The organism is Variovorax sp. J31P207 (assembly GCF_030316965.1).
GTDB classification, from domain to species: domain Bacteria; phylum Pseudomonadota; class Gammaproteobacteria; order Burkholderiales; family Burkholderiaceae_C; genus Variovorax; species Variovorax ginsengisoli_B.
Map to the genome: position 1 here is coordinate 106,123 of NZ_JASZYN010000008.1, position 21,047 is coordinate 127,169.

Annotated in this window: 20 protein-coding genes; 10 read left to right on the forward strand and 10 right to left on the reverse strand. The window is 69.1% G+C overall.

Annotation, left to right across the window (positions count from 1 at the left end):
* The 6 genes from QTI68_RS25930 (at nt 1) to QTI68_RS25955 (ending at nt 7,691) form a co-directional block, all read left to right on the forward strand.
* Nucleotides 1-975 (forward strand): hydroxyacid dehydrogenase, encoded by a 975-nt coding sequence (locus QTI68_RS25930; protein ID WP_286525744.1) that lies wholly within the window; start codon nt 1-3, stop codon nt 973-975.
* A gap of 29 nt (nt 976-1,004) precedes the next feature.
* A complete protein-coding gene (locus QTI68_RS25935; RefSeq protein ID WP_286525746.1) occupies nt 1,005-1,700 on the forward strand; it encodes an RraA family protein in 696 nt (231 codons plus the stop codon).
* 8 nt (nt 1,701-1,708) lie between these two features.
* Nucleotides 1,709-2,947, forward strand: a complete 1,239-nt coding sequence (locus QTI68_RS25940) for an alpha-hydroxy acid oxidase (RefSeq protein WP_286525748.1) — start codon at nt 1,709-1,711, stop codon at nt 2,945-2,947.
* 150 nt (nt 2,948-3,097) lie between these two features.
* Nucleotides 3,098-5,500 (forward strand): arylsulfatase, encoded by a 2,403-nt coding sequence (locus QTI68_RS25945; RefSeq protein ID WP_286525750.1) that lies wholly within the window; start codon nt 3,098-3,100, stop codon nt 5,498-5,500.
* A gap of 21 nt (nt 5,501-5,521) precedes the next feature.
* Nucleotides 5,522-6,130, forward strand: coding sequence for a DUF938 domain-containing protein (locus QTI68_RS25950; protein ID WP_286525752.1), 609 nt, complete (start codon nt 5,522-5,524; stop codon nt 6,128-6,130).
* A gap of 19 nt (nt 6,131-6,149) precedes the next feature.
* Nucleotides 6,150-7,691 (forward strand): phospholipase D family protein, encoded by a 1,542-nt coding sequence (locus QTI68_RS25955; RefSeq protein ID WP_286525754.1) that lies wholly within the window; start codon nt 6,150-6,152, stop codon nt 7,689-7,691.
* 25 nt (nt 7,692-7,716) lie between these two features.
* Here the strand turns inward: QTI68_RS25955 and QTI68_RS25960 are convergent, their stop codons facing one another.
* Genes QTI68_RS25960 through QTI68_RS25970 form a run of 3 tightly spaced genes read right to left on the reverse strand, consistent with a single transcriptional unit; the run spans nt 7,717 to nt 10,640 of the window.
* Nucleotides 7,717-8,682, reverse strand: coding sequence for a Bug family tripartite tricarboxylate transporter substrate binding protein (locus tag QTI68_RS25960; RefSeq protein ID WP_503011734.1), 966 nt, complete (start codon nt 8,680-8,682; stop codon nt 7,717-7,719).
* A 24-nt stretch (nt 8,683-8,706) separates the two neighbouring features.
* Nucleotides 8,707-9,765, reverse strand: coding sequence for a beta-keto acid cleavage family enzyme (locus tag QTI68_RS25965; RefSeq protein WP_286525757.1), 1,059 nt, complete (start codon nt 9,763-9,765; stop codon nt 8,707-8,709).
* A gap of 26 nt (nt 9,766-9,791) precedes the next feature.
* Nucleotides 9,792-10,640: a TauD/TfdA dioxygenase family protein gene (locus QTI68_RS25970; RefSeq protein WP_286525758.1), complete on the reverse strand. Its 849-nt coding sequence runs from the start codon at nt 10,638-10,640 to the stop codon at nt 9,792-9,794.
* 142 nt (nt 10,641-10,782) lie between these two features.
* On the opposite strand from QTI68_RS25970, the gene QTI68_RS25975 reads away from it, so the two are divergent.
* Together QTI68_RS25975 and QTI68_RS25980 are read left to right on the forward strand one after the other, a co-directional pair.
* On the forward strand, nt 10,783-11,781 hold the full coding sequence (locus QTI68_RS25975; RefSeq protein ID WP_286525759.1) for an AraC family transcriptional regulator: 999 nt from the start codon (nt 10,783-10,785) through the stop codon (nt 11,779-11,781).
* Nucleotides 11,778-13,382, forward strand: coding sequence for a SulP family inorganic anion transporter (locus QTI68_RS25980; RefSeq protein ID WP_286525760.1), 1,605 nt, complete (start codon nt 11,778-11,780; stop codon nt 13,380-13,382). The genes QTI68_RS25975 and QTI68_RS25980 overlap by 4 nt, the downstream gene beginning before the upstream one ends.
* A gap of 19 nt (nt 13,383-13,401) precedes the next feature.
* On the opposite strand, the gene QTI68_RS25985 is transcribed toward QTI68_RS25980, so the two are convergent.
* The 5 genes from QTI68_RS25985 to QTI68_RS26005 all read right to left on the reverse strand — a co-directional run bounded on the left by QTI68_RS25985 (nt 13,402) and on the right by QTI68_RS26005 (nt 17,171).
* Complete coding sequence (locus QTI68_RS25985) at nt 13,402-13,911, reverse strand: molybdopterin-dependent oxidoreductase (RefSeq protein ID WP_286525761.1); 510 nt, start codon at nt 13,909-13,911, stop codon at nt 13,402-13,404.
* A gap of 1 nt (nt 13,912) precedes the next feature.
* The gene (locus QTI68_RS25990; RefSeq protein ID WP_286525762.1) at nt 13,913-14,602 is read right to left on the reverse strand and encodes a sulfate/molybdate ABC transporter ATP-binding protein; all 690 of its coding nucleotides are present in this window, start codon (nt 14,600-14,602) and stop codon (nt 13,913-13,915) included.
* 1 nt (nt 14,603) lies between these two features.
* Nucleotides 14,604-15,257, reverse strand: a complete 654-nt coding sequence (gene modB / locus QTI68_RS25995; RefSeq protein WP_503011735.1) for a molybdate ABC transporter permease subunit — start codon at nt 15,255-15,257, stop codon at nt 14,604-14,606.
* Between the two features lie 27 nt (nt 15,258-15,284).
* Nucleotides 15,285-16,046, reverse strand: a complete 762-nt coding sequence (gene modA, locus QTI68_RS26000; protein WP_286525765.1) for a molybdate ABC transporter substrate-binding protein — start codon at nt 16,044-16,046, stop codon at nt 15,285-15,287.
* Nucleotides 16,047-16,148: 102 nt separating this feature from the next.
* Nucleotides 16,149-17,171 (reverse strand): nitroreductase family protein, encoded by a 1,023-nt coding sequence (locus QTI68_RS26005; protein WP_286525767.1) that lies wholly within the window; start codon nt 17,169-17,171, stop codon nt 16,149-16,151.
* Nucleotides 17,172-17,344: 173 nt separating this feature from the next.
* Here QTI68_RS26005 and QTI68_RS26010 point away from each other — a divergent pair, with 173 nt between their 5' ends.
* Nucleotides 17,345-17,950, forward strand: a complete 606-nt coding sequence (locus QTI68_RS26010; RefSeq protein ID WP_286525770.1) for a lipid-binding SYLF domain-containing protein — start codon at nt 17,345-17,347, stop codon at nt 17,948-17,950.
* 14 nt (nt 17,951-17,964) lie between these two features.
* Here QTI68_RS26010 and QTI68_RS26015 read toward each other — a convergent pair whose 3' ends face one another.
* Both QTI68_RS26015 and QTI68_RS26020 read right to left on the reverse strand, forming a co-directional pair.
* The gene (locus tag QTI68_RS26015; RefSeq protein ID WP_286525771.1) at nt 17,965-18,942 is read right to left on the reverse strand and encodes a Bug family tripartite tricarboxylate transporter substrate binding protein; all 978 of its coding nucleotides are present in this window, start codon (nt 18,940-18,942) and stop codon (nt 17,965-17,967) included.
* Between the two features lie 34 nt (nt 18,943-18,976).
* Nucleotides 18,977-20,218 carry a pyridoxal-phosphate-dependent aminotransferase family protein gene (locus QTI68_RS26020; RefSeq protein WP_286525773.1) on the reverse strand — a complete coding sequence of 414 codons (1,242 nt, stop codon included), beginning with the start codon at nt 20,216-20,218 and terminating at the stop codon, nt 18,977-18,979.
* Between the two features lie 125 nt (nt 20,219-20,343).
* Here QTI68_RS26020 and QTI68_RS26025 point away from each other — a divergent pair, with 125 nt between their 5' ends.
* Nucleotides 20,344-21,039, forward strand: coding sequence for a GntR family transcriptional regulator (locus QTI68_RS26025; RefSeq protein ID WP_286525775.1), 696 nt, complete (start codon nt 20,344-20,346; stop codon nt 21,037-21,039).
* Nucleotides 21,040-21,047 lie beyond the last annotated feature (8 nt).

Sequence of the window (21,047 nt, forward strand, 5' to 3'; positions counted from 1 at the left end):
ATGAACTTCACCATCCTGGTCACGGCGCCCAAGCTGGCGCCGGCCGGCGCCGAGCTGCTGGCGCAGGGCGGCGCGCGCGTCATCTACCTCGCCGACCCCGACAGCGCCGAGGAAGTCGAACGCATCATGGCGACCGAGCCGGTCGATGCGGTGATTTCGCGCACGGTGCGGCTCTCGGCCCGCGCGATCGCGGCCTGTCCGAGCTTGAAGGTCATCTCCAAGCATGGTGTCGGCGTCAGCAACATCGAGGTCGACGCGGCCACGGCGCGCGGCATCCCGGTCTACGTGACGCCGGGCGCCAATGCGCAGTCGGTGGCCGAGATGACCCTGGGCCTGATGTTCGCGGCCGCGCGCCGCATCGGCTGGATGGACGCCGAGCTGCACGCGGGCCGCTGGTCGCGGGCGCAGGATGGCGTCGAGCTGCATGGCAAGACGCTCGGGCTGGTCGGCTTCGGCCAGGTCGGCCAGCGCGTGGCCACGGTCTGCCTGGCGCTCGGCATGGAAGTCATGGCCTTCGACCCGGCGCTGGCGGGCGGCCAGTGTCCGGTCGACGGCGTGCGGCTGATGCCGTCGCTGGCCGCGATGCTGCCGCAGGTCGACGTGCTCAGCCTGCACGTGCCGCTCAACCCGCACACCCGCAACCTGCTCGGCGCAGCGCAGTTCGAAGCCATGCGGCGCGGCGCCATGCTGGTCAACACGGCGCGCGGCGAAGTGATCGACGAGCCGGCGCTGGTCGCCGCGCTGCGAAGCGGCCAGCTGCGTGCGGCGGGCCTCGACACCATGGCGGTCGAGCCCCTGCCGGCCGGCAGCCCGCTGGCCGCGCTGCCCAACGTCGTGCTGACACCGCATGTGGGCGGCTCCACCCCGGCCGCGCTCGCGGGCATGGCGAGCGGCGCCGCGCGCAACGTGCTCGGCTGGCTTCAAGGCGCGCCGGTCGATCCATCCGCCTGCGTCAACCCCCAGGTCTTTGCCTGATCCCTGTCCGCCCTCGGAGATTCCATTCCATGAGCAACGAAACCGTCCAGTGGCCTGCCGGCTACCGCATCCACCCCCGCGCCGAGGGGCCGTCGGCCGACGTCGTCGCCGCCTTTCGCGATATTCCGGTCGCGGCGATCGGTGACGCGATGAGCCGCAATGTCGGCACCATCGGCCTGCGCCAGTACCACGCCCGGCTCGACACCGTGCTGTGCGGCCCGGCCGTCACGGTGCGCGTGCGGCCCGGCGACAACCTGATGATCCACAAGGCGCTCATGATGGTGCAGCCCGGCGACGTGCTGGTGATCGATGGCGGCGGCGACGTGTCGCAGGCGCTGGTCGGCGGACTGATCCGCACCACCTGCCTCTTCAAGCGGCTCGGCGGCCTGGTGATCGACGGCGCCGTGCGCGACCTGTGCGAATGGGCGCAGGAGGGCATGCCGATCTTCGCGCGCGGCCACACGCATCGCGGTCCGAGCAAGGACGGCCCCGGCGAGATCAACGTGCCGGTCTCCTGCGCGGGCCTGGCCGTGCTGCCCGGCGACCTGGTGGTCGGCGATGCCGATGGCGTCATCGCCATTCCCGCGGCGGAGTGCGCCGACATCCTGGCGCGCAGCCGCGCGCATCTGGTGAAGGAAGCGAAGATCCGTGCCGACAACCAGGCCGGCAAGTCCGACCCGGAGCGATTCGACGCCACGCTGCGCGCCAAGGGCCTGCCGGTGTGAGTGCCGCCATGACCACGACATCGCCCGGGCTGGAGCGCTTCGCGGCGCCGAGTTCATCGGCGCCCGCCGGCAGCGGCGCACCGAAGCTGCCGCGCCGGCTGCGCCGCGTGCTGTCGCTGGACGACTTCGAGCAGGCCGCACGGCGCTTCCTGCCCGCGCCGATCTTTGCCTACGTCAGCGGCGGCTGCGAATCGAATCGCTCGCTGCGAGCGAACCGCAGTGCCTTCGACGGCTTCTCGTGGTTGCCCCGCATCCTGACCGACACCTCCGGCCGCACGCTCGCCACGCACCTGTTCGACCGGACTTACGCGGCGCCGTTCGGCATCGCGCCGATGGGCATCAGCGCGTTGTCGGCCTACCGCGGCGACCTGGTGCAGGCGCGGGCCGCGGCGGCGGCAGATGTGCCGATGATCCTCAGCGGCACGTCGCTGATACCGATGGAGGAGGTCGCGCGTGCCAACCCGGCCGCCTGGTTCCAGGCCTATGTGCCCGGCGAGCCGGAGCGCATCCTCAAGTTGCTGGACCGGGTCGAGCAGGCGGGCTTCGGCACGCTGGTGGTCACGGTCGATACACCGGTGTCGGGCAACCGCGAGAACAACATCCGCGCCCGCTTCTCCACGCCGCTGCGTCCGAGCCTGCGGCTGGCGCTGGACGGGCTCACGCATCCGGGCTGGCTGTGCGGGACGGCGTTGCGCACGCTGCTGCTGCATGGCATGCCGCATTTCGAGAACTCGCAGTCCACGCGCGGCGCGCCGATTCTCTCGTCGCGCGTGCTGCGCGACTTCGGCGCCCGCGACCACCTGAACTGGGAGCACCTCGCATTGATACGGCGTCGCTGGCGGGGGCGGCTGGTGGTCAAGGGCATTCTCGCAACCGGCGATGCGCTGCAGGCGCGCGAGCACGGTGCCGACGGCATCATCCTGTCGAACCATGGCGGGCGGCAGCTCGATGGCGCGGTGTCGCCGATGCAAGTGCTGCCCGCGGTCGTGGAGGCGCTGGGCAACGACTATCCCGTGATGATCGACAGCGGCTTCCGGCGCGGCAACGACGTACTGCTGGCGCTGGCGCTGGGCGCGAAGTTCGTCTTCGTCGGCCGGCCCTTCAACTACGCGGGCGCGGTGGCGGGGCAGCCCGGCGTGGCGCACGCCATCGGCATCCTGGCGTCCGAGATCATGCGCAACATGGCGCTGATCGGGGTTCGCAGCCCGGCGGAGGTGGGGCGCCGGAATCTGTTCGCGCCCACATAGATCGCCAGGCGGCCGCGATGCGGCCGGAATTTCCTGTGGCGGACGGGACGGGTTTCGCGTACGCTTTCGCCTCCACCCGAAAGCGGAGGCGCCAGGGGCGGGCGCGTCCGCATGTGAAAACGCTCCATCGAATCCATCGAGGAGAAGGTCGTGAGCACTCAAGCCAAGCCGAACAAGCAGGATTTGAATGAAGCGCGAATTCGTACGCATCTGCCGATGCGCAACACGTCCAGGCCCGGCCTGATCACCTACGACGCGCGCGACCCCGACACCCGCTTTCCGCCGATCGATCAACTGCGCCCACCCCGGGGCGCACCCAACGTGCTGATCATCCTGATCGACGATGCCGGCTTCGGCTCGTCCAGTGCCTTCGGCGGCCCTTGCCAGACGCCGAATGCGGAAAAGCTGGCCGCCCGCGGGCTGAAGTTCAATCGCTTCCACACCACCGCGCTGTGTTCGCCCACGCGACAGGCCTTGCTGACCGGGCGCAACCACCACTCCTGCGGCATGGGCGGCATCACCGAAATCGCCACCGGGGCCCCGGGCTACAGCTCGGTGCTTCCCAACTCCATGTCCCCCTTGGCCCGTACGCTCAAGCTCAACGGCTACTCGACGGCGCAGTTCGGCAAATGCCATGAGGTGCCGGTGTGGGAGACGAGTTCGGTCGGCCCGTTCGACGCCTGGCCCACCGGCGGTGGCGGCTTCGAGTATTTCTACGGATTCGTCGGCGGCGAAGCCAACCAGTGGTATCCGAGCTTGTATGAAGGCACCAATCCGGTCGAGCCGAAGAAGACCCCCGAGGAGGGCTATCACCTGATGGAGGACATGACCGACAAGGCCATGTCATGGATCGGGCAGCAGAAGGTGCTGGCGCCCGACAAGCCGTTCTTCGCCTACTTCGCGCCCGGCGCCACGCACGCACCCCATCACGTACCCAAGGAGTGGGCCGACAGGTACAAGGGCAAGTTCGACCAGGGGTGGGACCGGCTGCGCGAGGAAACCATCGCCCGGCAGAAAGCCCTGGGCGTGATCCCGGCCGATTGCGAACTCACTGCACGGCACGAGGAAATTCCCGCATGGGACGCGATGCCGGAAGCGCTCAAGCCGATCCTGCGCCGGCAGATGGAGGTCTACGCGGGCTTCATGGAGTTCACCGACCATCATGTGGGCCGCCTGCTCGACAGCCTCGAGAGGCTCGGCATCCTCGACGACACGCTCGTCTACTACATCGTCGGTGACAACGGGGCCTCCGCCGAGGGCACATTGAACGGTGCCTACAACGAGATGGCCAATTTCAACGGACTGGCCGCACTCGAAACGCCCGAGTTCCTGATGGCCCGCTACGACAAGCTGGGTGGCCCGGAGTCGTACAACCACTATGCCGTGGGCTGGGCCCACGCCATGAATACGCCCTACCAATGGACCAAGCAGGTGGCTTCCCATTGGGGCGGCACACGCAACGGGACGATCGTCCATTGGCCGAAGGGCATCCAGGCCAAGGGCGAGCTGCGCTCGCAGTTCCATCACGTGATCGACATCGCGCCGACGATCCTCGAGGCGGCAGGCCTGCCCGAGCCGGTCGAGGTCAACGGCGTGCCGCAAGACCCGCTCGAGGGCGTCAGCATGCTGTACACCTTCAACGACGCGAATGCGGCGGAACGGCACGAGACGCAGTACTTCGAGATGTTCGGCAACCGGGGCATCTATCACAAGGGCTGGACGGCCGTCACCAAGCACGGGACGCCGTGGGTCCTCGTGGGTCGCAAGACCGTGCCGCTCGACGACGACGTCTGGGAGCTCTACGACACGACAAAGGACTGGAGCCAGGCCCGCGACCTGTCCAAGCAGATGCCCGGCAAGCTGCACGATCTGCAGCGCCTGTGGCTGATCGAGGCCTCGCGCTACAAGGTGTTGCCCATCGACGACCGGGTGGTCGAAAAGTTGAATCCCGACACCGCGGGCCGGCCCGTCCTGATCAGGGGAAAGACGCAGCTGCTGCTCGGCGGGATGAGCCGGCTGTCGGAGAACTGCGTGCTCAACATCAAGAACAAATCGCACTCCGTCACGGCCCAGATCGAGGTCCCGGGCTCCGGCGCGCACGGCGTGATCGTTGCCCAGGGCGCGAACATCGGGGGCTGGAGCCTCTACGTGCACCAGGGCAAGCTCAAGTACTGCTACAACCTGGCGGGGGTGAACCACTATTTCGTGGAGGCCGCAGCGCCGCTGCCGGCCGGCGAGCACCAGGTGCGCATGGAGTTCGCCTACGCCGGCGGCGGTCTCGGCAAGGGCGGTGAGGTGACCTTGTTCGTCGACGGCAAGAAGGCCGGCGAGGGTTCCGTTCCGATGACCCAGGCGATGGTCTTCTCGGCGGACGACGGTTGCGATGTGGGCGAAGACAGCGGCGCGCCGGTGTCCCCCGACTACGGACCGAAGGACAACGCGTTCAACGGGCGGGTCAAGGGCGTGCAGCTCGCCATCGCCGATGCCGCAGAGAGCGTGGACCATCTGATCGCGCCGGAGGATGCCCTGCACATGGCGATGGCCCGGCAATAGAGGGCTGATCGCCCGACCAGGATGGCAGACCTTCCAAGCAGCCCGGCCGCCGACCGCAACAAGCAGCCCATCCTCGACGTCTTGCGCCGCGTCCTCGGCGAGCGCGGTGCCGCCCTCGAGATCGCCTCCGGCACCGGCCAGCATGCTGCGTGGTTCGCCGCGGCACTCGGCCAATGGGACTGGCAGCCCAGCGACGCGGACGCGGCGATGCTGCCCGCGATCGCCGAGCGGGTGGCCCAGTCGGGGCTGGCCAACCTCAGGCCGCCGCTGCTGCTGGACGTGATGTCGCCCCGCTGGCTGTCGCTCGACGCGGGCCAGCGCTTCGACGCCATCTACTGCGCCAACATGCTGCACATCTCACCGGCTGCGGCATGCGCCGCCCTCATGGATGGCGCCGCGCGGCACCTGGTTCCCGGCGGCCTGCTGATCACCTACGGCCCCTATTTCGAAGCGGATGTTCCGCCGGCGCCGAGCAATCTGGCCTTCGACCGGAGCCTGCGGGCCCGCGACGCCTCCTGGGGCATCCGCCAACTGGACGAGGTGGCGGCAGAGGCGCGGCGGGCCGGACTGGTCCTGCGGGAGCGCCATGGCATGCCCGCGAACAACTTGCTGCTGGTCTTCCGCTCCTAGCGGGCGAGGAGGGTCGAACATGCAGCACGCCCTTCGTTGCGCCGCCGCATGGGCATGCTGCGTCCTGCTCGCGCTGCTGACCGGCTGCGCCGGCCTCCCGCCGCTGCAGGACCGCCCAGACACCCACGCGCTGGCGCCGTCCGAACAGACGCCGCTGGGCCGCGCGATCATGCCGCAGTCCCGCCAGCATCCGGGCAAGACCGGCGTGGTCGCCGTCCAGGACGGCCGCGTCGCCTTCGGCGCACGGGTCGCGCTGGTGCGCAACGCGGCGCGCTCGATCGACATCCAGACCTTCATCTGGCACGACGATGCCGCCGGCACCCTGCTCTACGAGGAGGTGCTGCGGGCGGCCGAGCGCGGCGTGCGCGTGCGCATCCTGCTGGACGATGCCAACACCACCCGCAGCATCGATTCGATCCTGGCCCTGCTGGCCTCGCAGCCCAACGTCGAGGTGCGCCTCTACAACCCCTTCGTGAGCCGCGGCTCGAAGGCGCTCGGCTTCATCACCGATTTCAGCCGCGTCAACCACCGCATGCACAACAAGTCCTTCACGGTCGACAACCTGGTGGCCGTGGTGGGTGGGCGCAACATCGCCGACGAGTACTTCGAGACCGGCGATCGGACCGGGCTGGTGGACCTCGACGTCATCGCTATCGGGGCGGTGGTGGGCCAGGTGTCGAACGAGTTCGACCTGTTCTGGAACAGTGCGTCGGCCTATCCGGCGAAGCTGATCCTGGCGGGCGTTCAGCCGCAGGCGCGCGACGCCCTCGCGCAGCGGGCGCGGGCGATCCGCGAGGACCCCGCGGCGGCGAAGATCGTCGGCGCGATCGCCAACACCGAGATGGTGCGCAACCTCATGGCTGGCCGCCTGGACACCGAATGGACCACGGCCGCCGTGATCAACGACGATCCGAGCAAGACGCTCGACCCGCCGGACCTGCGGGGGGTCGAGCTGTTGCCCCGGCTCCGGGCCGCCTTCGGCCGGCCGACCGCCTCGCTGGCGCTGATCTCACCCTACTTCGTGCCGGGCGACCCGGGCACCGAGCTCCTCGCCGAGCTCGCGCGCAGTGGGGTGCAGGTCGAGGTGTTGACCAACTCGCTGGCGGCGACCGACGAGATGTCTGTGCAGTCGGGCTACAGCAAGCACCGCAAGGCCCTGCTGCGGGCCGGCGTGCAGCTTTACGAACTCAGGCCCGAGGCCGCCGTCATCACGAAGCGGGCCCGGGAGACCGGCCGCAGTTCCAGCGCCGGACTGCATGCCAAGACCTATGCGGTGGACGGCCGCGCCATCTTCGTCGGCTCGTTCAACCTCGATCCCCGCTCGGCCAAGCTGAACACCGAGATGGGCCTGGTCATCGACAGCGAGACCATGGCCAGGAATCTGGCGGCGGTGGTCCAGGGCTCATCGCCTGACCTGGCCTACCGCCTCAGCCTGGACGACGACGGCCGCATCCTCTGGCACGAGGGCGACCGGGTCTATACCGTGGACCCCGAGACCGGCGCCTTCAAGCGCACCCTGGTGCTGATCGGCTCCTGGCTGCCGATCGACTGGTTGCTTTGAGCGTCGGCAGCGTGCGGTTGGCGGGTCAGTTCAGCTTGATGCCGAAGGCCTTCACGATCTCCCCGTTGCGCTCGTATTCCGTGCGCACGTCCTCCGCGGCCTGTTCCAGCGTGCGCGATTCCGTGATGGGCTCGAAGCCGGTGCTGGCGTAGCGCGCCCGCACGACGGGCGAGGCGTTGATCTTGGTGAGTGTCGCGTGGATCTTTGCCAGTAGCGCCGGGGGCGTCTGCGACGAGGCGAACACGCCGCTCCAGTTGCTGAAGTTCACTTCCGGGTAGCCGAGCTCCGCCATGGTGGGCACGTTCGGGTATTCGGGCATGCGGCTCTTGTAGGCCACGGCCAGCAGCTTGACCTTGCCCGCCGCGATCATCGGCTTGGAGGTGACCGAGCCATCGAACATCAGCGGGATCTGGTTGCCCATGACCTGGGCCAGCGCAGGGGCCGAGCCGGCGAACGCCACGTGCTCCATGTCCAGCCCGGCCTTCCTGTTCAGGATGGCGCTGGCGTACTGCGACGAGGTGCCGGGGCTGTAGGAGGCCACTGAAACCTTGCCGGGGTTGGCCTTCACGTAGGCGATGGCTTCCTTCGCGTCATTGGCCGGGAACTGCGGCGCGGCAATGAACAGCATGTACGAGCGCGCCATCTCCGCGATGGGCTTCACGTCCTTGAGCGGGTCGAAGCCGCTCTTGACCACGTGCGGCGATTCGGTCAGCACGTTGGTCACGCTGACCAGCAGCACCTGGCCGTCGGCAGGCTGCGAGAGCATGTACTTGATGGCCACCGCGCCGCCCGCGCCCGGCTTGTTTTCCACGATCACGGGCTGGTTGATCTCTTGCGAGAGCTGGTCGCTGATGATGCGGGCGAACACGTCGATGGTGCCGCCCGGCGGGGCGGGGACCACGAGCTTGACGGGCTTGTCGGTGAAGGCCATCGCGGCGCTCGTGCACAAAAGGGCAGCGGCGGCGACAACAAGGGAAAAACGGCGTTGCATGGCTTGTCTCCTCGGGGTGTGTTTTTATGCGGCCTTGCGCAGGAAGCCCTGCTGGCGGCCAGCGGCGTTGGGTGCGAAGCCGTTGGCTGCCAGCGCTTCTTCCGCCGTGTCGTAGAACACGCCGATGCGGCAGATGTCACGTGCCTGCTTCGCCGTCGCGATCGGGCGGCCCAGCTCACCCGAGATGCGCACCAGCTGCTCGATCTGCTTGGCGGTGCCGATCTTGGCGGTGCGCGTCTGGTTCCACAGGTTGTCTTCGGTGCCGGTGCGCACGTGCAGGCCCGCGGCGATGCCCCACATGTTCACGGGCAGCGTGTTGAGCACCGAGCTTTCGACCGTCAGCACCGCGCCATCGGGCACGCCGCGCACGAAGTTGGCCAGGGTGTAGAGGTTGGGCGAATCCATGCCGCCGCCGATCGCCACCCAGTTCAGCACCAGCGGGCCCTTGTAGATGCCGCGGCGGATGAGACGCTCCACGGATTCGAGGCTGTTCTGGTTGTAGCACTGGAACTCGCTCTGGATGCCCGCGGCAGTGAGGCGGCGGATGTGCTCCTCGGCCCAGCCGGGCTGCGCGGGCACGGTCATTTCCTTGTAGGCGTTGAAGACAGCCGGGTCTTCCAGGGAGCTGCCTTGCACGTCGCGGTGGTCGAACTGCTCCAGGAAGTTCATCTGCGCGGTGTTGATGGTCACCGTCACCTGGTCGGGCTTGGGGTCCAGGTCGGCCAGCATGTGCCGCGTGTCGTCGCTGAGCCACTTGGCCGCTGCGCCATCCGTCTCGGGAGCGAAGCTGATGGATCCGCCGACCTGGATGATCATGTCCGGCACCCGGGCGCGCACGCCGGCAATCAGTTCGTTGAACTTGGACAGCCGCTTGCTGCCCTTGCCGTCCAGTTCGCGCACGTGCAGGTGCAGCACCGTGGCGCCGGCGTTGTAGCAGTCCACCGCCATCTGGATCTGTTCTTCCATCGTCACCGCGATTTCGCCGGGGAAATCCGAGGGCACGTAGGAAGGCGCATAGGGCGCGGCGGTGATGATCAGGGGTTGCATGTTCTCGGGGAACAGGTGGCCGTCGAGGAAGTTCATGGTGGTTTCTCTTTGGGGGCTAAGGGTCAGGCGGTGGGGGTGCCGATGATTCCGGCGCGTTCCATCTTGCGATGGCAGGGGGGGTAGTCCATCACCGCGTAGTGCTGCGTGGCGCGGTTGTCCCAGATGGCGACATCGTCGGGCTTCCAGCGCCAGCGCACCTGGTACTCCGGAATCGCGGCCTGGCTGATGAGGTACTGGAGCAGCTGCGCCGAGCCCGGCGCGAAATCCTGTCCGACGCGCACATTGGCGGCAGTGTGGAAGTTGGTGAGGTGGGTGGCGAAGCCGCACACGAACAGCACTTTCTCGCCCGTCTCGGGGTGGGTGCGCACCACGGGGTGCTCGGCGTCCGGGTACTGGGCGCGCAGCGCGTGGCGCTTCTCGATCGGCATCGCCGCGCCGAAGGTGCATTCGATGCTGTGGCGCGCGCGCAGCGGGGCGATCAGGTCCTTGATGGACGCAGGCAGCCTCTCGTAGGCCAGCGCCATGTTGGACCACATGGTGTCGCCGCCCACGGGCGGGCACTCGATGCAGCGCAGCACCGCGCCCATGGACGGGGCCTCGCGCCAGGTGCCGTCGGCGTGCCAGGAATTTTCGTAGCGTTCGGCCGGGCTCTCGGGCGACTTGTAGATGCGCACCAGGCCGGGGTGGTCGGGGTCGCTGCCGACGACCGGGTGGTCTTCCAGGTCGCCGAAGCGGCGCGCGAAGGCCACATGGTCGGCGCGGGCGATGTCCTGGCCGCGCAGGAACACCACCTTGTGCTGGAGCAGCGCGGCCCTGATCTCGGCAAACAGGTCGGCGTCATGGGCCGCGTCGGCCAGGCTGACGCCGGAGACTTCGGCGCCAATGGCGCAAGTCAGTGGTTCGATACGCATCGTTGTCTCCATCGGGAAGATCGGGATTGGATCTGTCGTCCAGTGGCGCAACTGTAGGAACGAGGGGGCTTCCACGCTTTGCATTTCGTGCCACCGGCTGTACTCTTCGTGCCAGTACGGGTTTCCCCAGGAGCGGCCGCAGATGGTGACTTTGGTGCGAGCAGCGGCCCTGACCGGCTTTGCCGAGGTCATGCACGCCCTGGGCGGCGACGCGGACCGGGCCCTGCGCCGCGCCGGCCTGCGGCGAGCGCTGGTTCGCGAGCCGGACCAGCTGATCGAGGCCGCGGTGGCCGCGCAACTGGTGGAAGACGCTGCCGAGGCCACGCAGTGCGACACCTTCGGCCTGCGCATGGCCGAATCGCGCCAGTTGTCGCACTTCGGCGTGCTGAGCCTCCTGTTGCTGCACCAGGCGACCCTGCGCCAGGCGCTGGCCACGCTGATCGCCTATTCGCACCTGCTCAACGAATCGCTGGCCATCCAGATGGAGGACGCGGGCAGCCTGGTCATCCTGCGCGAAGACATCGTGGCCCCGGGGCCCATGCCGCAGTCGGTGGACCTGGCGATCGGCGTGCTCTATCGCACCTGCGCGGCCTTGCTGCACGAGCGCTGGCGGCCTCAACGCGTGTGTTTCGGCCACTCGGCGCCGAGGGACCTGGCCGTGCACAAGCGCCTGTTCGCCTGCCGCGTGGAGTTCGATGCGGAGTTCAACGGCATCGTCTGCAAGGCGGCCGACTTGAACGAGCCCAACCTGCTGGCCGACCCCGCGCTGGCGCGCTACGCCCAGACGCTGGTGGACACCCAGTTCGGCAACCGCGACGCCAGCAGCGCCCAGCAGGTGCGCCGTGCCATCTACCTGCTGCTGCCCTCGGGTCGCGCCACCTGCGCCGGCGTGGCGCAGGGACTGGGCCGCAGCATACGCACCCTGCAACGCACGCTGGATGCCGAGGGGCTGTCGTTCACGGCGCTGCTCGACCAGGTGCGCCGCGAGCTCGCGCAACGCTACCTGGCCAACCCGCACTACGACATGGGCCAGATCGCCGCCATGCTGGGCTACGGCAGCCATAGCGCCTTCTCGCGCTGGTTCGGCGCCCAGTTCGGCTGTGCGCCGCAGGCGTGGCGCAACAGGCATCGCAGGCCATGACGAAGGCGTCCGGCATCCTCGCCGACCTGGTGGCCGGCACTTCGATCGCAGGCCTGCTGCTGCCCGAGGCCGTGGCCTACTCGGGCCTGGCCGGGCTGCCGCCGCAGGCGGGCGTGATCGCGCTGCTGGTGGGCCTGTTCGTCTACGCGCTGCTCGGCAGCAGCCGCTTCGCGATCGTGTCGGCCACCTCGTCCTCGGCCACCGTGCTGCTGGCGGCCACCCACTCCATGGGCGCGGCGGATCCGGCGACCCGCGCCGCCCTGAGCGTCGGCGTCGTGCTGCTGGCCGGCCTGTTCTTCGTGGCGGCGGCGCTGGCGCAGCTGGGGGCGGTCTCGAGCCTGATCGCCAAGCCGGTGCTGCGCGGCTTCGCCCTCGGCCTGGCCTTGACGATCGTCGTCAAGCAGTTGCCCAAGGTGCTGGTGGTCCATCCGGGGCATGGCGATTTCTTCCCGCTGGTCGCGGAGCTGGCGGCGGGCTGGCGGCAGTGGAACCTGGCCGGCGCCGCGATGGCGGCCATGGCGCTGGTGCTGATGCGGGTGCTGGCGCGCTGGCGCGCCGTGCCGGCGGCGCTGCTCGTGATCGTCGCGGGCATCCTGCTCGACCGCGCCGGCTGGTGCCAGGCCTGGGGCGTGTCGCCGGTGGGGCCGATCGTGATCGGGCTCGGCGAGCCGGCGCTGCCGACGCTGGACCGGGCGCACTGGCTCCGCCTGGGCGAGCTGGCCTTCGCCGTGGCGCTGATCCTCTATGCCGAGTCCTATGGCTCGATCCGCACCTTCGCGCTGCGGCACGGCGACAACGTGTCGATCAACCGCGACCTGCTGGCGCTGGGCGTCGCGAACATCGGCGCCGGTTTGCTGCAGGGGATGCCGGTGGGCGCCGGCTACTCGGCGACCTCGGCCAACGAGTCCTCCGGGGCGCAGAGCCGTGCGGCCGGCGCGATCGCCGGGTTGGTGGTGCTGATCGCGGTGCTGACCCTGCTGCCATGGATCGCGCACATACCGGAGCCGCTACTGGCCGCGATCGTGATCCACGCCGTCAGCCACAGCCTGAGCCCGACCGTGCTCAAGCCGTACTTCAGGTGGCGGCGCGACCGGCTGATCTCGGTCGTGGCGGTGGTCGCGGTGCTGCTGCTCGGGGTGCTCGACGGCTTGCTGGCGGCCATCGGCGTGAGCCTGCTGCTGCTGCTGCGGGGCTTCGCCCGCACGACGGTCAGCTGGCTCGGCCGGCTCGGCCAGAGCCACGACTACGTCGACACGGCGCGCCACCCCGAGGCGGTGGTGCCGCCCGCCACCCTGATCGCGCGGCCCGAGGTGCCGCTCTTCTTCGGCAACGCCGAGGCGGTGTTCGCGAGCATCCGCAACCGCATCGACGCCACGCCCGGCCTGCACCGCTTCGTGCTGAGTCTGGAGGAGTCGCCCGACCTGGACGCCACCACCATCGAGGCCCTGTGCGACTTCGCCGCCTTCGTCCGCGCGCGCCGGGCCGAGCTGGTGCTGGCGCGGGTCAAGGACCGGGTGCGCGACCTGCTCGCGCAGGTGGGCTCGCCGGACCTTCCGGCGGCGGTCTATGCGAACTGGAGCGTCGACGACGCGGTGCGCTGAAGGCATCGGAGCGAGGGCTTCAGTTCAATGCCCGCACCTCGATGCGCTTCAGGTTGCGCACGTGCCGCGGGCCGGTCTTCAGGTCGGCCGCGGAGATAAGCGCGATGCGGCCCTCGCGCTCGTCGAGCGGCTTGCCGTCGCGCTCGAACAGCACCAGCACGCCTTCGCCGACCGGCGTGTTCATGATCTCCGGCCACGAGAACACGGCGCGATAGCCATCGGTCGCGGTCGCGATGACGGCCAGCGACTTCCATGCGTTGCGGTCGGCCGAGTCCAGCCCGGCCCGCTCGATCAGCGCCGCCAGCCTGACGCCGCGCACGGTGCTCCGGGAGTCCGCGCCGGAGCCGCTGCGCGACTGCGTGAACTGTCCGATCGCCGCCGCCGGAAAGGCCGCGAGCGCGGCGGCATCGAGGTCGAGGCTCTTCTGCACCGCGCCCGATACTTCCACGCTGGCGCTCGCCTGGGCAAAGGCGGGCGAGGCGTTCGCGAACGACAGCAGCAGCCAGAAGGCCCATCGGATCAGCGGCATGTCAAACAGCTCCTGGAAGGGGGTCGCAATCGACGATGCGACCATCGTCGATACAGATCACGTCCTGCGCCAGCGCTTCCACGTCCTGCGGATCGTGCGTCACCAGCAGCGTCGGCACCTGCACGCGCTCGAGCATCTCGGCCAACTCGTGTCGAAGCCGCTTGCGCAACGGCGAATCCAGCGCCGACAACGGCTCGTCCAGCAACAGCAGGCGGGGCTCGATGGCGAGCGCCCGGGCCAGCGCCACGCGCTGCCGCTGGCCGCCGGACAGGTTGCGTGGCAGGCCGCCGCGAACGCTCGCGAGATCGAACTGCCGGATCAGCGCGTCGACGCGCCGTGTGTGCCCGGCATCCACACGCTGGCCGAGGCGGCGCAGGCCGAACTGCAGGTTCTGCTCCACCGTCATGTGCGGGAACAGCGCATAGTCCTGGAACACCACGCCCACCCGGCGCTCGCGTGCCGGCAGGTCGATGCCGCGCGGCGTGTCCAGCAGAACGTGCCCGCCGACCCGCACCCGGCCGCGCGCCTGCGGCAGCAGGCCGGCGATGGCCTGCAGCACGGTCGACTTGCCGGAACCCGACGGCCCGATCAATGCGGTGCGCTGCGACGCGGCGCTGAAATCGACGTCCAGTTCGAAGCTGCGGTCGGGCGAATGCAAGGTGAGTTGCAGCTGGACTTCGAGCGCGGCCATCTCAGTGCCTCGCCTGCAGCAACCGGCCCGAGGCCACGAGCACCACGATACAGACCAGCGAGATCACCAGGGTCAGCCACAGGGCCTGGCTGTCGTTGCCCGCCTGGACCGCCTCGTAGACGGCGATCGACAGGGTCTGCGTCTTTCCGGGCAGGTTGCCGGCGATCATCAGCGTGGCGCCGAACTCGCCCATGGCGCGCGCGAAGGCCAGCATCACGCCGGCCGCGATGCCGCGGATGGCCAGCGGCAGCGACACCCGCAGGAAGACTTCGAGCTCGCCGGCACCGAGGGTCCGCGCGGCGTTGGCGAAACGGCCGTCGACTTCCTCGAAGGCGGCCCGCGCCCCCTTGTAGACCAGCGGCAGCGAGACCACCGAGGCCGCGATCACCGCGCCTTGCCAGGTGAAGATCAGGTTGATGCCGAACCAGCGGTCGAGGTACTGGCCGAGGATGCCGTTGCGGCCGATCAGCACGATCAGGTAGTAGCCGATCACGGTCGGCGGCAGCACCATCGGCAGCATCAGCAGCGAGTCGACGATGCTGCGGCCGGGAAAGGGCCGGCGCGCCAGCCACCACCCCAGCGCGATGCCGATGGCCGCGGCGATCAGCGTGGCGAACAGTGCGACCTTGAGCGTCAGCCAGAGCGGGACGAACAAGGCGTGCACGTGCTGCCTGGCGTCGCGTCAGGGCTTTGAGAAGCCGTAGCGCTGGAGGATCTCCTGGCCCGGGGCGCTGCGCACGAAGGCGATGAACTCGCCGGCCAGGGCGGCGTTCTTGCTGCTGGCGATCTGCGCGATCGGATAGGTCACGGGCGTGGTGGTCGGGATCGTCAGCACGATGCGGGTCTTCTCGGGCTCGATCAGCGCGTCGGTGCGGTAGACGAAGCCGGCATCAACCTCGCCGCGTGCCACGTAGTTGAGCACCTGGCGCACGCTCTCGCCATAGATCCAGCGCGATTGCAGCTGCGCCGTGAGGCCGGCCTTGTCTATCGCCTCCATGGTGTAGCGCCCGACCGGGACCGTCGCCGGCGTGCCGGTCGAGATGCGCTGGAACGACGGGTTCGCGAGGTCGCCCAGCTGCTTCGGAGCCTGGGTCGAGGCCGCGGGCACGATCAGCACCAGCGTGTTGGCCGCGAAGTCGACCCGCGTCGCCGGCGCGATCAGATTGGCGCCGGCCGCGCGGTTCATGGTCTCCTGGTCGGCGGAAGCGAACACGTCGACCGGCGCGCCTTGCTGGATCTGGGCCAGCAACGGACCCGATGCCGCGAAATTGAAAGTGACTTTCGCGCCCGGCCGGGCTTGCTCGAAGGCCTTGCCGGCCGCCTGGAAGGCGTTCGTCAGGCTGGCGGCCGCGGAGACGATCAATTCCTGCGCGCTGCAGGCGGCGCTGCCCAGCAACAGCGTCGCGACCAGGGCTGCGCTGCGGAGCCTCGGGAAAATCGTCATGGCCGGTTCCTCTCGATCGCTATTCAATTTGGGAATAGCGATGATAGCAACACCGTCAGGCCATGCGTTCATCGGCCCTGCGGCCCGGCAGCGCGTCCGGCATCACGGCGCGTTCTCGGTCGAAGAGGCTGCGGCATGCTGCATCGGATACCAGCAGCTCCAGGCGTCCTGCGCCAGCGGACGCGTCGCCTCGGGTGGCGTCTGCAGCACGCTGCCGATGCTGACGAAGCCGGCCAGGAATTCGCCGTCGGCCAGCCGTAGTTCGGCAGCGACCTGGGGGTCGAAGCAGCGGTCGCCGCTCAGCACGATCGCGCCGAAGCCCAGCGCCTGGGCGGCATTCAGGAGGTTGCCGAGGGCGGCGCCGGCGGCCAGCAGCTGCTCGCGTTCGGGCACGCGCTTGCGCGGGCGGGCGCAGACCACGAAGCCGAGCAGGCAGGGCGGCTGCAGCGCATGTTCGCGCGCCTTGCGCAGGTCCGCGGCGCTGGCCAGCGGGTCGCGCCGACGCTTCTCGCGCTCGAAGAGGTCGGCCAATGCCGCGCGGCAGTCGGCCCCGAACTCGATGACGCGCCAGGGCCGCAGCCGTCCGTGGTCGGGGGCGGCCAGGGCGGCCTGCACCATCAGGTCGATCTGGTCGGCGGCCGGCGCCGGCGCGCCGAGCCGCCGGGGCGCCACGGAGCGCCGCTCCAGCAGCAGCGGCAAGGACGGCACGGGCTCGGCCGCCTGGCGCAGCATCTCGACGTCGCCGAAGGCCAGGTGGCGCAGCGTGCGGTCGGCCAGCGGGTGGGTCAGCAGCGCCCAGTAGGTGGCCGGCATGGCGGGCGAGCGCGCCGCCTCGATCCAGCAGGCCCGGAGACTGTCGCAGTCAGATTCGCCTTCGAGGCGACGGATTGCCGCCTGGTGGCGCGCATTCAGGGCCGCGTCCAGGGCGTCGGCCCGGGGCCCGGCCGCCGCGGCGGCCGCGCTGGCGGCGGCGATCAGGGTGGAGCGCCCGCTGCCGGCGCAAGGCACCAGCGCCTCGAGCGTCTCGGCGGGCAGGCAGGTCGCCAGCACCGAGCGCTGCAGATGGCGCCCCAGGCGCGACAGGTGGTTGCGCCGGCTGGCGGCGGTGGGCAGGTCGATGGGCACGACAACACTCCTTGGCCCTTGCGGATGCGGTCATCCGGAAGCGCTATGCATGGATGGAATAGCGGAGTGTAGGGCCCGCCGCGCCTGTCCGAAATGCACCCCGCCCCATGCGACGACGCGGCACAATGGCACGCCCGAGCCGCCGCCCCTGGCTCGCTCCTTAGGACTTCGACATGCACCGTCTTGCCTGGATGCTCTTCCTGCTGCCCGTCCTGCTGTCGGCCTGCGCCTCGGGATCGACTCAAGGTGCCAGTTCGGTGCAGCCCACGCTGCCGGCGGCCGAAGTCCCGAAAGCCAAGGCGGAGATCCTCGCCATGCGCGACAGGACGCTCGAAGAACTCTTTGCGCAAAAGCCGGAGGCCCGCGATGAAGTGGCCAAGGCGGTCGGCTACGCGGTGTTCGACTCCTCGCAGATCAACGTCCTTCTCTTCGTCGGGGCGCGCGGCACCGGCGTGCTGGTCGACAACGCGACGCGGGCGAACACCTTCATGATCGCAACCCGCGCCGGTACCGGGCCGGGCATCGGCTACAAAGATTTCCGGCAGGTGATGGTGTTCAAGAACCGCGAAGTGTTCGACCAGTTCCGCAAGCTAGGCGCCGACGTCGCCGCGTCGGCCGACGCCACCATGAAGCTGAACACCGCGGGCGCGTCGGCCGACATGTCGACCTCCTTCAACCCCTTCGTCTCCACCTACCAGTTCACCGACAAGGGCGTCCTGCTGCAGGCCAACTGGGGCGGCGCCGCCTTCGTGCCCTACGCGCAGTTGAATCAGCCCTAGCGCGGCAGCCGCCCTCAGGCGTCGACCTTGACCTTGCCGTCGCGCACCACGCGCGCCCACTTGTCGATCTCGCTCGAGATGAACTTCGCGAACTTGTCGCGCGAGCCGCCGCCGTCCTCGGCGCCGTAGGTGTCGAGGCGTTCCTGCACGTCGGGCATCGCCAGCACCGTGTTGACGTCGCGGTTGATCTTGTCGGCGATGGCCGACGGCAGCTTGCCGGGGCCGGCGAGTCCGTACCAGGTGGTGGCTTCGAAGCCCTCGAAGCCCTGTTCCTGCATGGTCGGGATACCGGGATGGCCCTTGGCGCGCTTGAGCCGCGTCTGCGCCACGCCGATCACCTTGCCGCTCTTCACGTGCGGGGTCGCGGCGGTCATGGTCTCGAAGCTGTACTGGATCTGGCTGCCCATCAGGTCGGCCAGCAGCGGCCCGCTGCCCTTGTAGGGCACGTGCAGCGCATCGACCTTGGCTTGGAGCTTGAACATCTCCAGCGCCAGATGCTGCGCCGACCCGGCGCCGGCCGAGCCGAAGCTCACCTTGCCGGGCTCGGCGGCGCAGAGGGCGACGATGTCCTTCACCGTCACGGCCTTCTGCGTCGGGCTGGCGATCAGCAGGTTGGGCGTGACGCCGACCAGCACGATCGGCACGAAGTCACGCTGCACGTCGTAGCGCAGCTTCGGCTGCAGGCTGGGCGCCAGCGCGTGGCTGTTGATGTGCGCCATCAGCAGCGTGCTGCCGTCGCTCGGCTGCGTCGACACGTATTCGGCGGCCAGCACGCCCGCGACACCGCCCTTGTTCTCGACGATGACCGTCTGGTTCCACATCACGGACAGCTTCTGCGCGACCACGCGGGCCAGCGCGTCGGTGCCGCCGCCCGGCGGGAAGCCGACCACGATGCGCACCGGGCCGGTGGGCCATTCCTGCGCGAACACGCTGGGCACGCCCAGGGCGGCCGCAGCGGCGCCCGCGGCCTGGATGAAGGAACGTCTTTGCATGTTGTCTCCGTTGTTTTGAATGACGTGCCGGCGCTCAGGCCGCCTTCTGCAGCGCGGCCGGCGCCGCGTGGCCGGCGAAGTAGTCCATCGAGGCCTGCACGCCGCTGCCGGCGAGCTTCACGCCGGAGAGCTTCAGGCCCATCTCGACGCCGGCGACCATCGCGACCAGCGTCAGGTCGTTGCTGTCGCCGAGGTGGCCCATGCGGAACATCCGGCCCTTGAGCTTGCCCAGCCCGGTGCCGAGCGACAGATCGAAGCGCTGGTGGATGAGGCGGCGCAATGCATCGGCGTCGATGCCCTCGGGCGTGATCACGCCGGTGAGCACCGGCGAGTACACGGCCGGGTCGGCGCACTGGATCGGCAGGCCCCAGGCGTTCACCGCGGCGCGCACCCCCGCGCCCCAGCGCTGGTGGCGCGCGAAGACGTTGTCCAGCCCTTCGCCGAGAAGCATGTCCAGCGATTCCGACAGGCCGTAGAGCAGGTTGGTGTTGGGCGTGTAGGGCCAGTAGCCGTCCTTGTTCATCTCGACGATCTCGTCCCAGGCCCAGAAAGACCGGGGCAGCTTCGCGCTCTTCATTGTGTCGAGCGCCCGCGGCGAGATGGCGTTGAAGCTGATGCCCGGCGGCAGCATGAGCCCCTTCTGCGAGCCGCTGATGGTCACGTCGACGCCCCATTCGTCGTGGCGGAAGTCGGCGCTCGCCAGGCCGGAGATGCTGTCGACCATCAGCAGGGCGGGGTGGCCCGCCGCATCGATGGCGCGGCGCACCGCGGCGATGTCGGAGGTGACGCCGGTCGAGGTCTCGTTGTGCACCACGCAGACGGCCTTGATCTTCTTCTCGGTGTCCTTGCGCAGGCGGGCCTCGATCAGGTCGGCCTGCACGCCGTGGCGCCAGCCCGCCGCCTGCGGCAGCTGCGCGTCCGTGCCGCCATAGGCGAGGAACTCGGTCGAGATGCCCAGGCGTGTGGCCATCTTCTGCCAGAGAGAGGCGAAGTGGCCGGTCTCGAACATCAGCACGTGGTCGCCGGGGCTCAGCGTGTTCGACAGCGCCGCCTCCCACGCCCCGGTGCCCGAGGCCGGATAGATGACCACCGGATGCTGCGTCTTGAAGACCTGCCGGATGCCGGCCAGCACCTTGCGGCCGAGCGCGCCGAACTCGGGCCCGCGATGGTCGATGGTGGGCAGGCTCATCGCGCGCAGGATGCGGTCGGGCACCGGGCTCGGACCGGGGATCTGCAGGAAGTGCCTGCCGGTGGGATGGGAGTCGAGTTGAAGCATGGGGCCGTCCTTTCTCTTTCAGTTTTGCATTCAAAACACAAAAAATCATGATCGTTATCCCCTACGCACAATGATTGATGCATGGTGAATTTGCATTCAAAATGCATCTCAGAGGAAACGAAGCCATGGCCGAAGTGATAGAAATCTCGCGCCTCGCGCTGCATGACCAGGTCGCGTCGCGCTTGCGAACCATGCTGATCGAAGGGCAGATCGCGCCCGGCGCCAAGCTCAACGAGCGCGCGTTGTGCGAGCAGTTGCGGGTCTCGCGCACGCCGCTGCGCGAAGCCATCAAGCTGCTCGCGGCGGAGGGGCTGGTCGACCTGCTGCCCAACCGCGGCGCGGTGGCCGTCAAGCTGACCGAGGCCGACGTGGTCAACACCTTCGAGCTGCTGTCGATGCTCGAGGCCATGTCCGGCGAACTGGCGGCGCAGCGCATCACCGACGGCGAGCTGGCCGAAGTGCGCGCGCTGCACTACGAGATGATGGCCTGCTTCGCGCGCCGCGACCTCTCCGGCTACTACCGGATCAACGCCCGCATCCATGCGGCGATCAACGACGCTGCCAAGAACCCGGTCCTGACCAGCACCTACCGCGCGGTCAATGCGCGCGTGCAGTCGCTGCGCTTTCGCACCAACCAGAACGAAGCCAAGTGGGCCGGCGCGGTGGCCGAGCACGAGCGAATGATCGAAGCCTTGAGCGCCCGCGACCCCGCCGCGATGCGGCAGGTGCTGGTCGAGCACCTGAACCGCAAGCGCGACACCGTGCTGGAGCTCCTGCGCGCCGGCGAAATCTATCCACGGGCCCCAGCGGCCAAGACCTGAAGCCCACC

Coding starts and splice junctions, on each gene's coding strand:
- QTI68_RS25930 (WP_286525744.1), top strand. CDS start 1: ATGAACTTCACCATCCTGGTCACGGCGCCCAAGCTGGCGCCGGCCGGC.
- QTI68_RS25935 (WP_286525746.1), top strand. CDS start 1,005: ATGAGCAACGAAACCGTCCAGTGGCCTGCCGGCTACCGCATCCACCCC.
- QTI68_RS25940 (WP_286525748.1), top strand. CDS start 1,709: ATGACCACGACATCGCCCGGGCTGGAGCGCTTCGCGGCGCCGAGTTCA.
- QTI68_RS25950 (WP_286525752.1), top strand. CDS start 5,522: ATGGCAGACCTTCCAAGCAGCCCGGCCGCCGACCGCAACAAGCAGCCC.
- QTI68_RS25955 (WP_286525754.1), top strand. CDS start 6,150: ATGCAGCACGCCCTTCGTTGCGCCGCCGCATGGGCATGCTGCGTCCTG.
- QTI68_RS25960 (WP_503011734.1), bottom strand. CDS start 8,682: ATGCAACGCCGTTTTTCCCTTGTTGTCGCCGCCGCTGCCCTTTTGTGC.
- QTI68_RS25965 (WP_286525757.1), bottom strand. CDS start 9,765: ATGAACTTCCTCGACGGCCACCTGTTCCCCGAGAACATGCAACCCCTG.
- QTI68_RS25970 (WP_286525758.1), bottom strand. CDS start 10,640: ATGCGTATCGAACCACTGACTTGCGCCATTGGCGCCGAAGTCTCCGGC.
- QTI68_RS25975 (WP_286525759.1), top strand. CDS start 10,783: ATGGTGACTTTGGTGCGAGCAGCGGCCCTGACCGGCTTTGCCGAGGTC.
- QTI68_RS25980 (WP_286525760.1), top strand. CDS start 11,778: ATGACGAAGGCGTCCGGCATCCTCGCCGACCTGGTGGCCGGCACTTCG.
- QTI68_RS25985 (WP_286525761.1), bottom strand. CDS start 13,911: ATGCCGCTGATCCGATGGGCCTTCTGGCTGCTGCTGTCGTTCGCGAAC.
- QTI68_RS25990 (WP_286525762.1), bottom strand. CDS start 14,602: ATGGCCGCGCTCGAAGTCCAGCTGCAACTCACCTTGCATTCGCCCGAC.
- modA (WP_286525765.1), bottom strand. CDS start 16,046: ATGACGATTTTCCCGAGGCTCCGCAGCGCAGCCCTGGTCGCGACGCTG.
- QTI68_RS26010 (WP_286525770.1), top strand. CDS start 17,345: ATGCACCGTCTTGCCTGGATGCTCTTCCTGCTGCCCGTCCTGCTGTCG.
- QTI68_RS26015 (WP_286525771.1), bottom strand. CDS start 18,942: ATGCAAAGACGTTCCTTCATCCAGGCCGCGGGCGCCGCTGCGGCCGCC.
- QTI68_RS26020 (WP_286525773.1), bottom strand. CDS start 20,218: ATGCTTCAACTCGACTCCCATCCCACCGGCAGGCACTTCCTGCAGATC.
- QTI68_RS26025 (WP_286525775.1), top strand. CDS start 20,344: ATGGCCGAAGTGATAGAAATCTCGCGCCTCGCGCTGCATGACCAGGTC.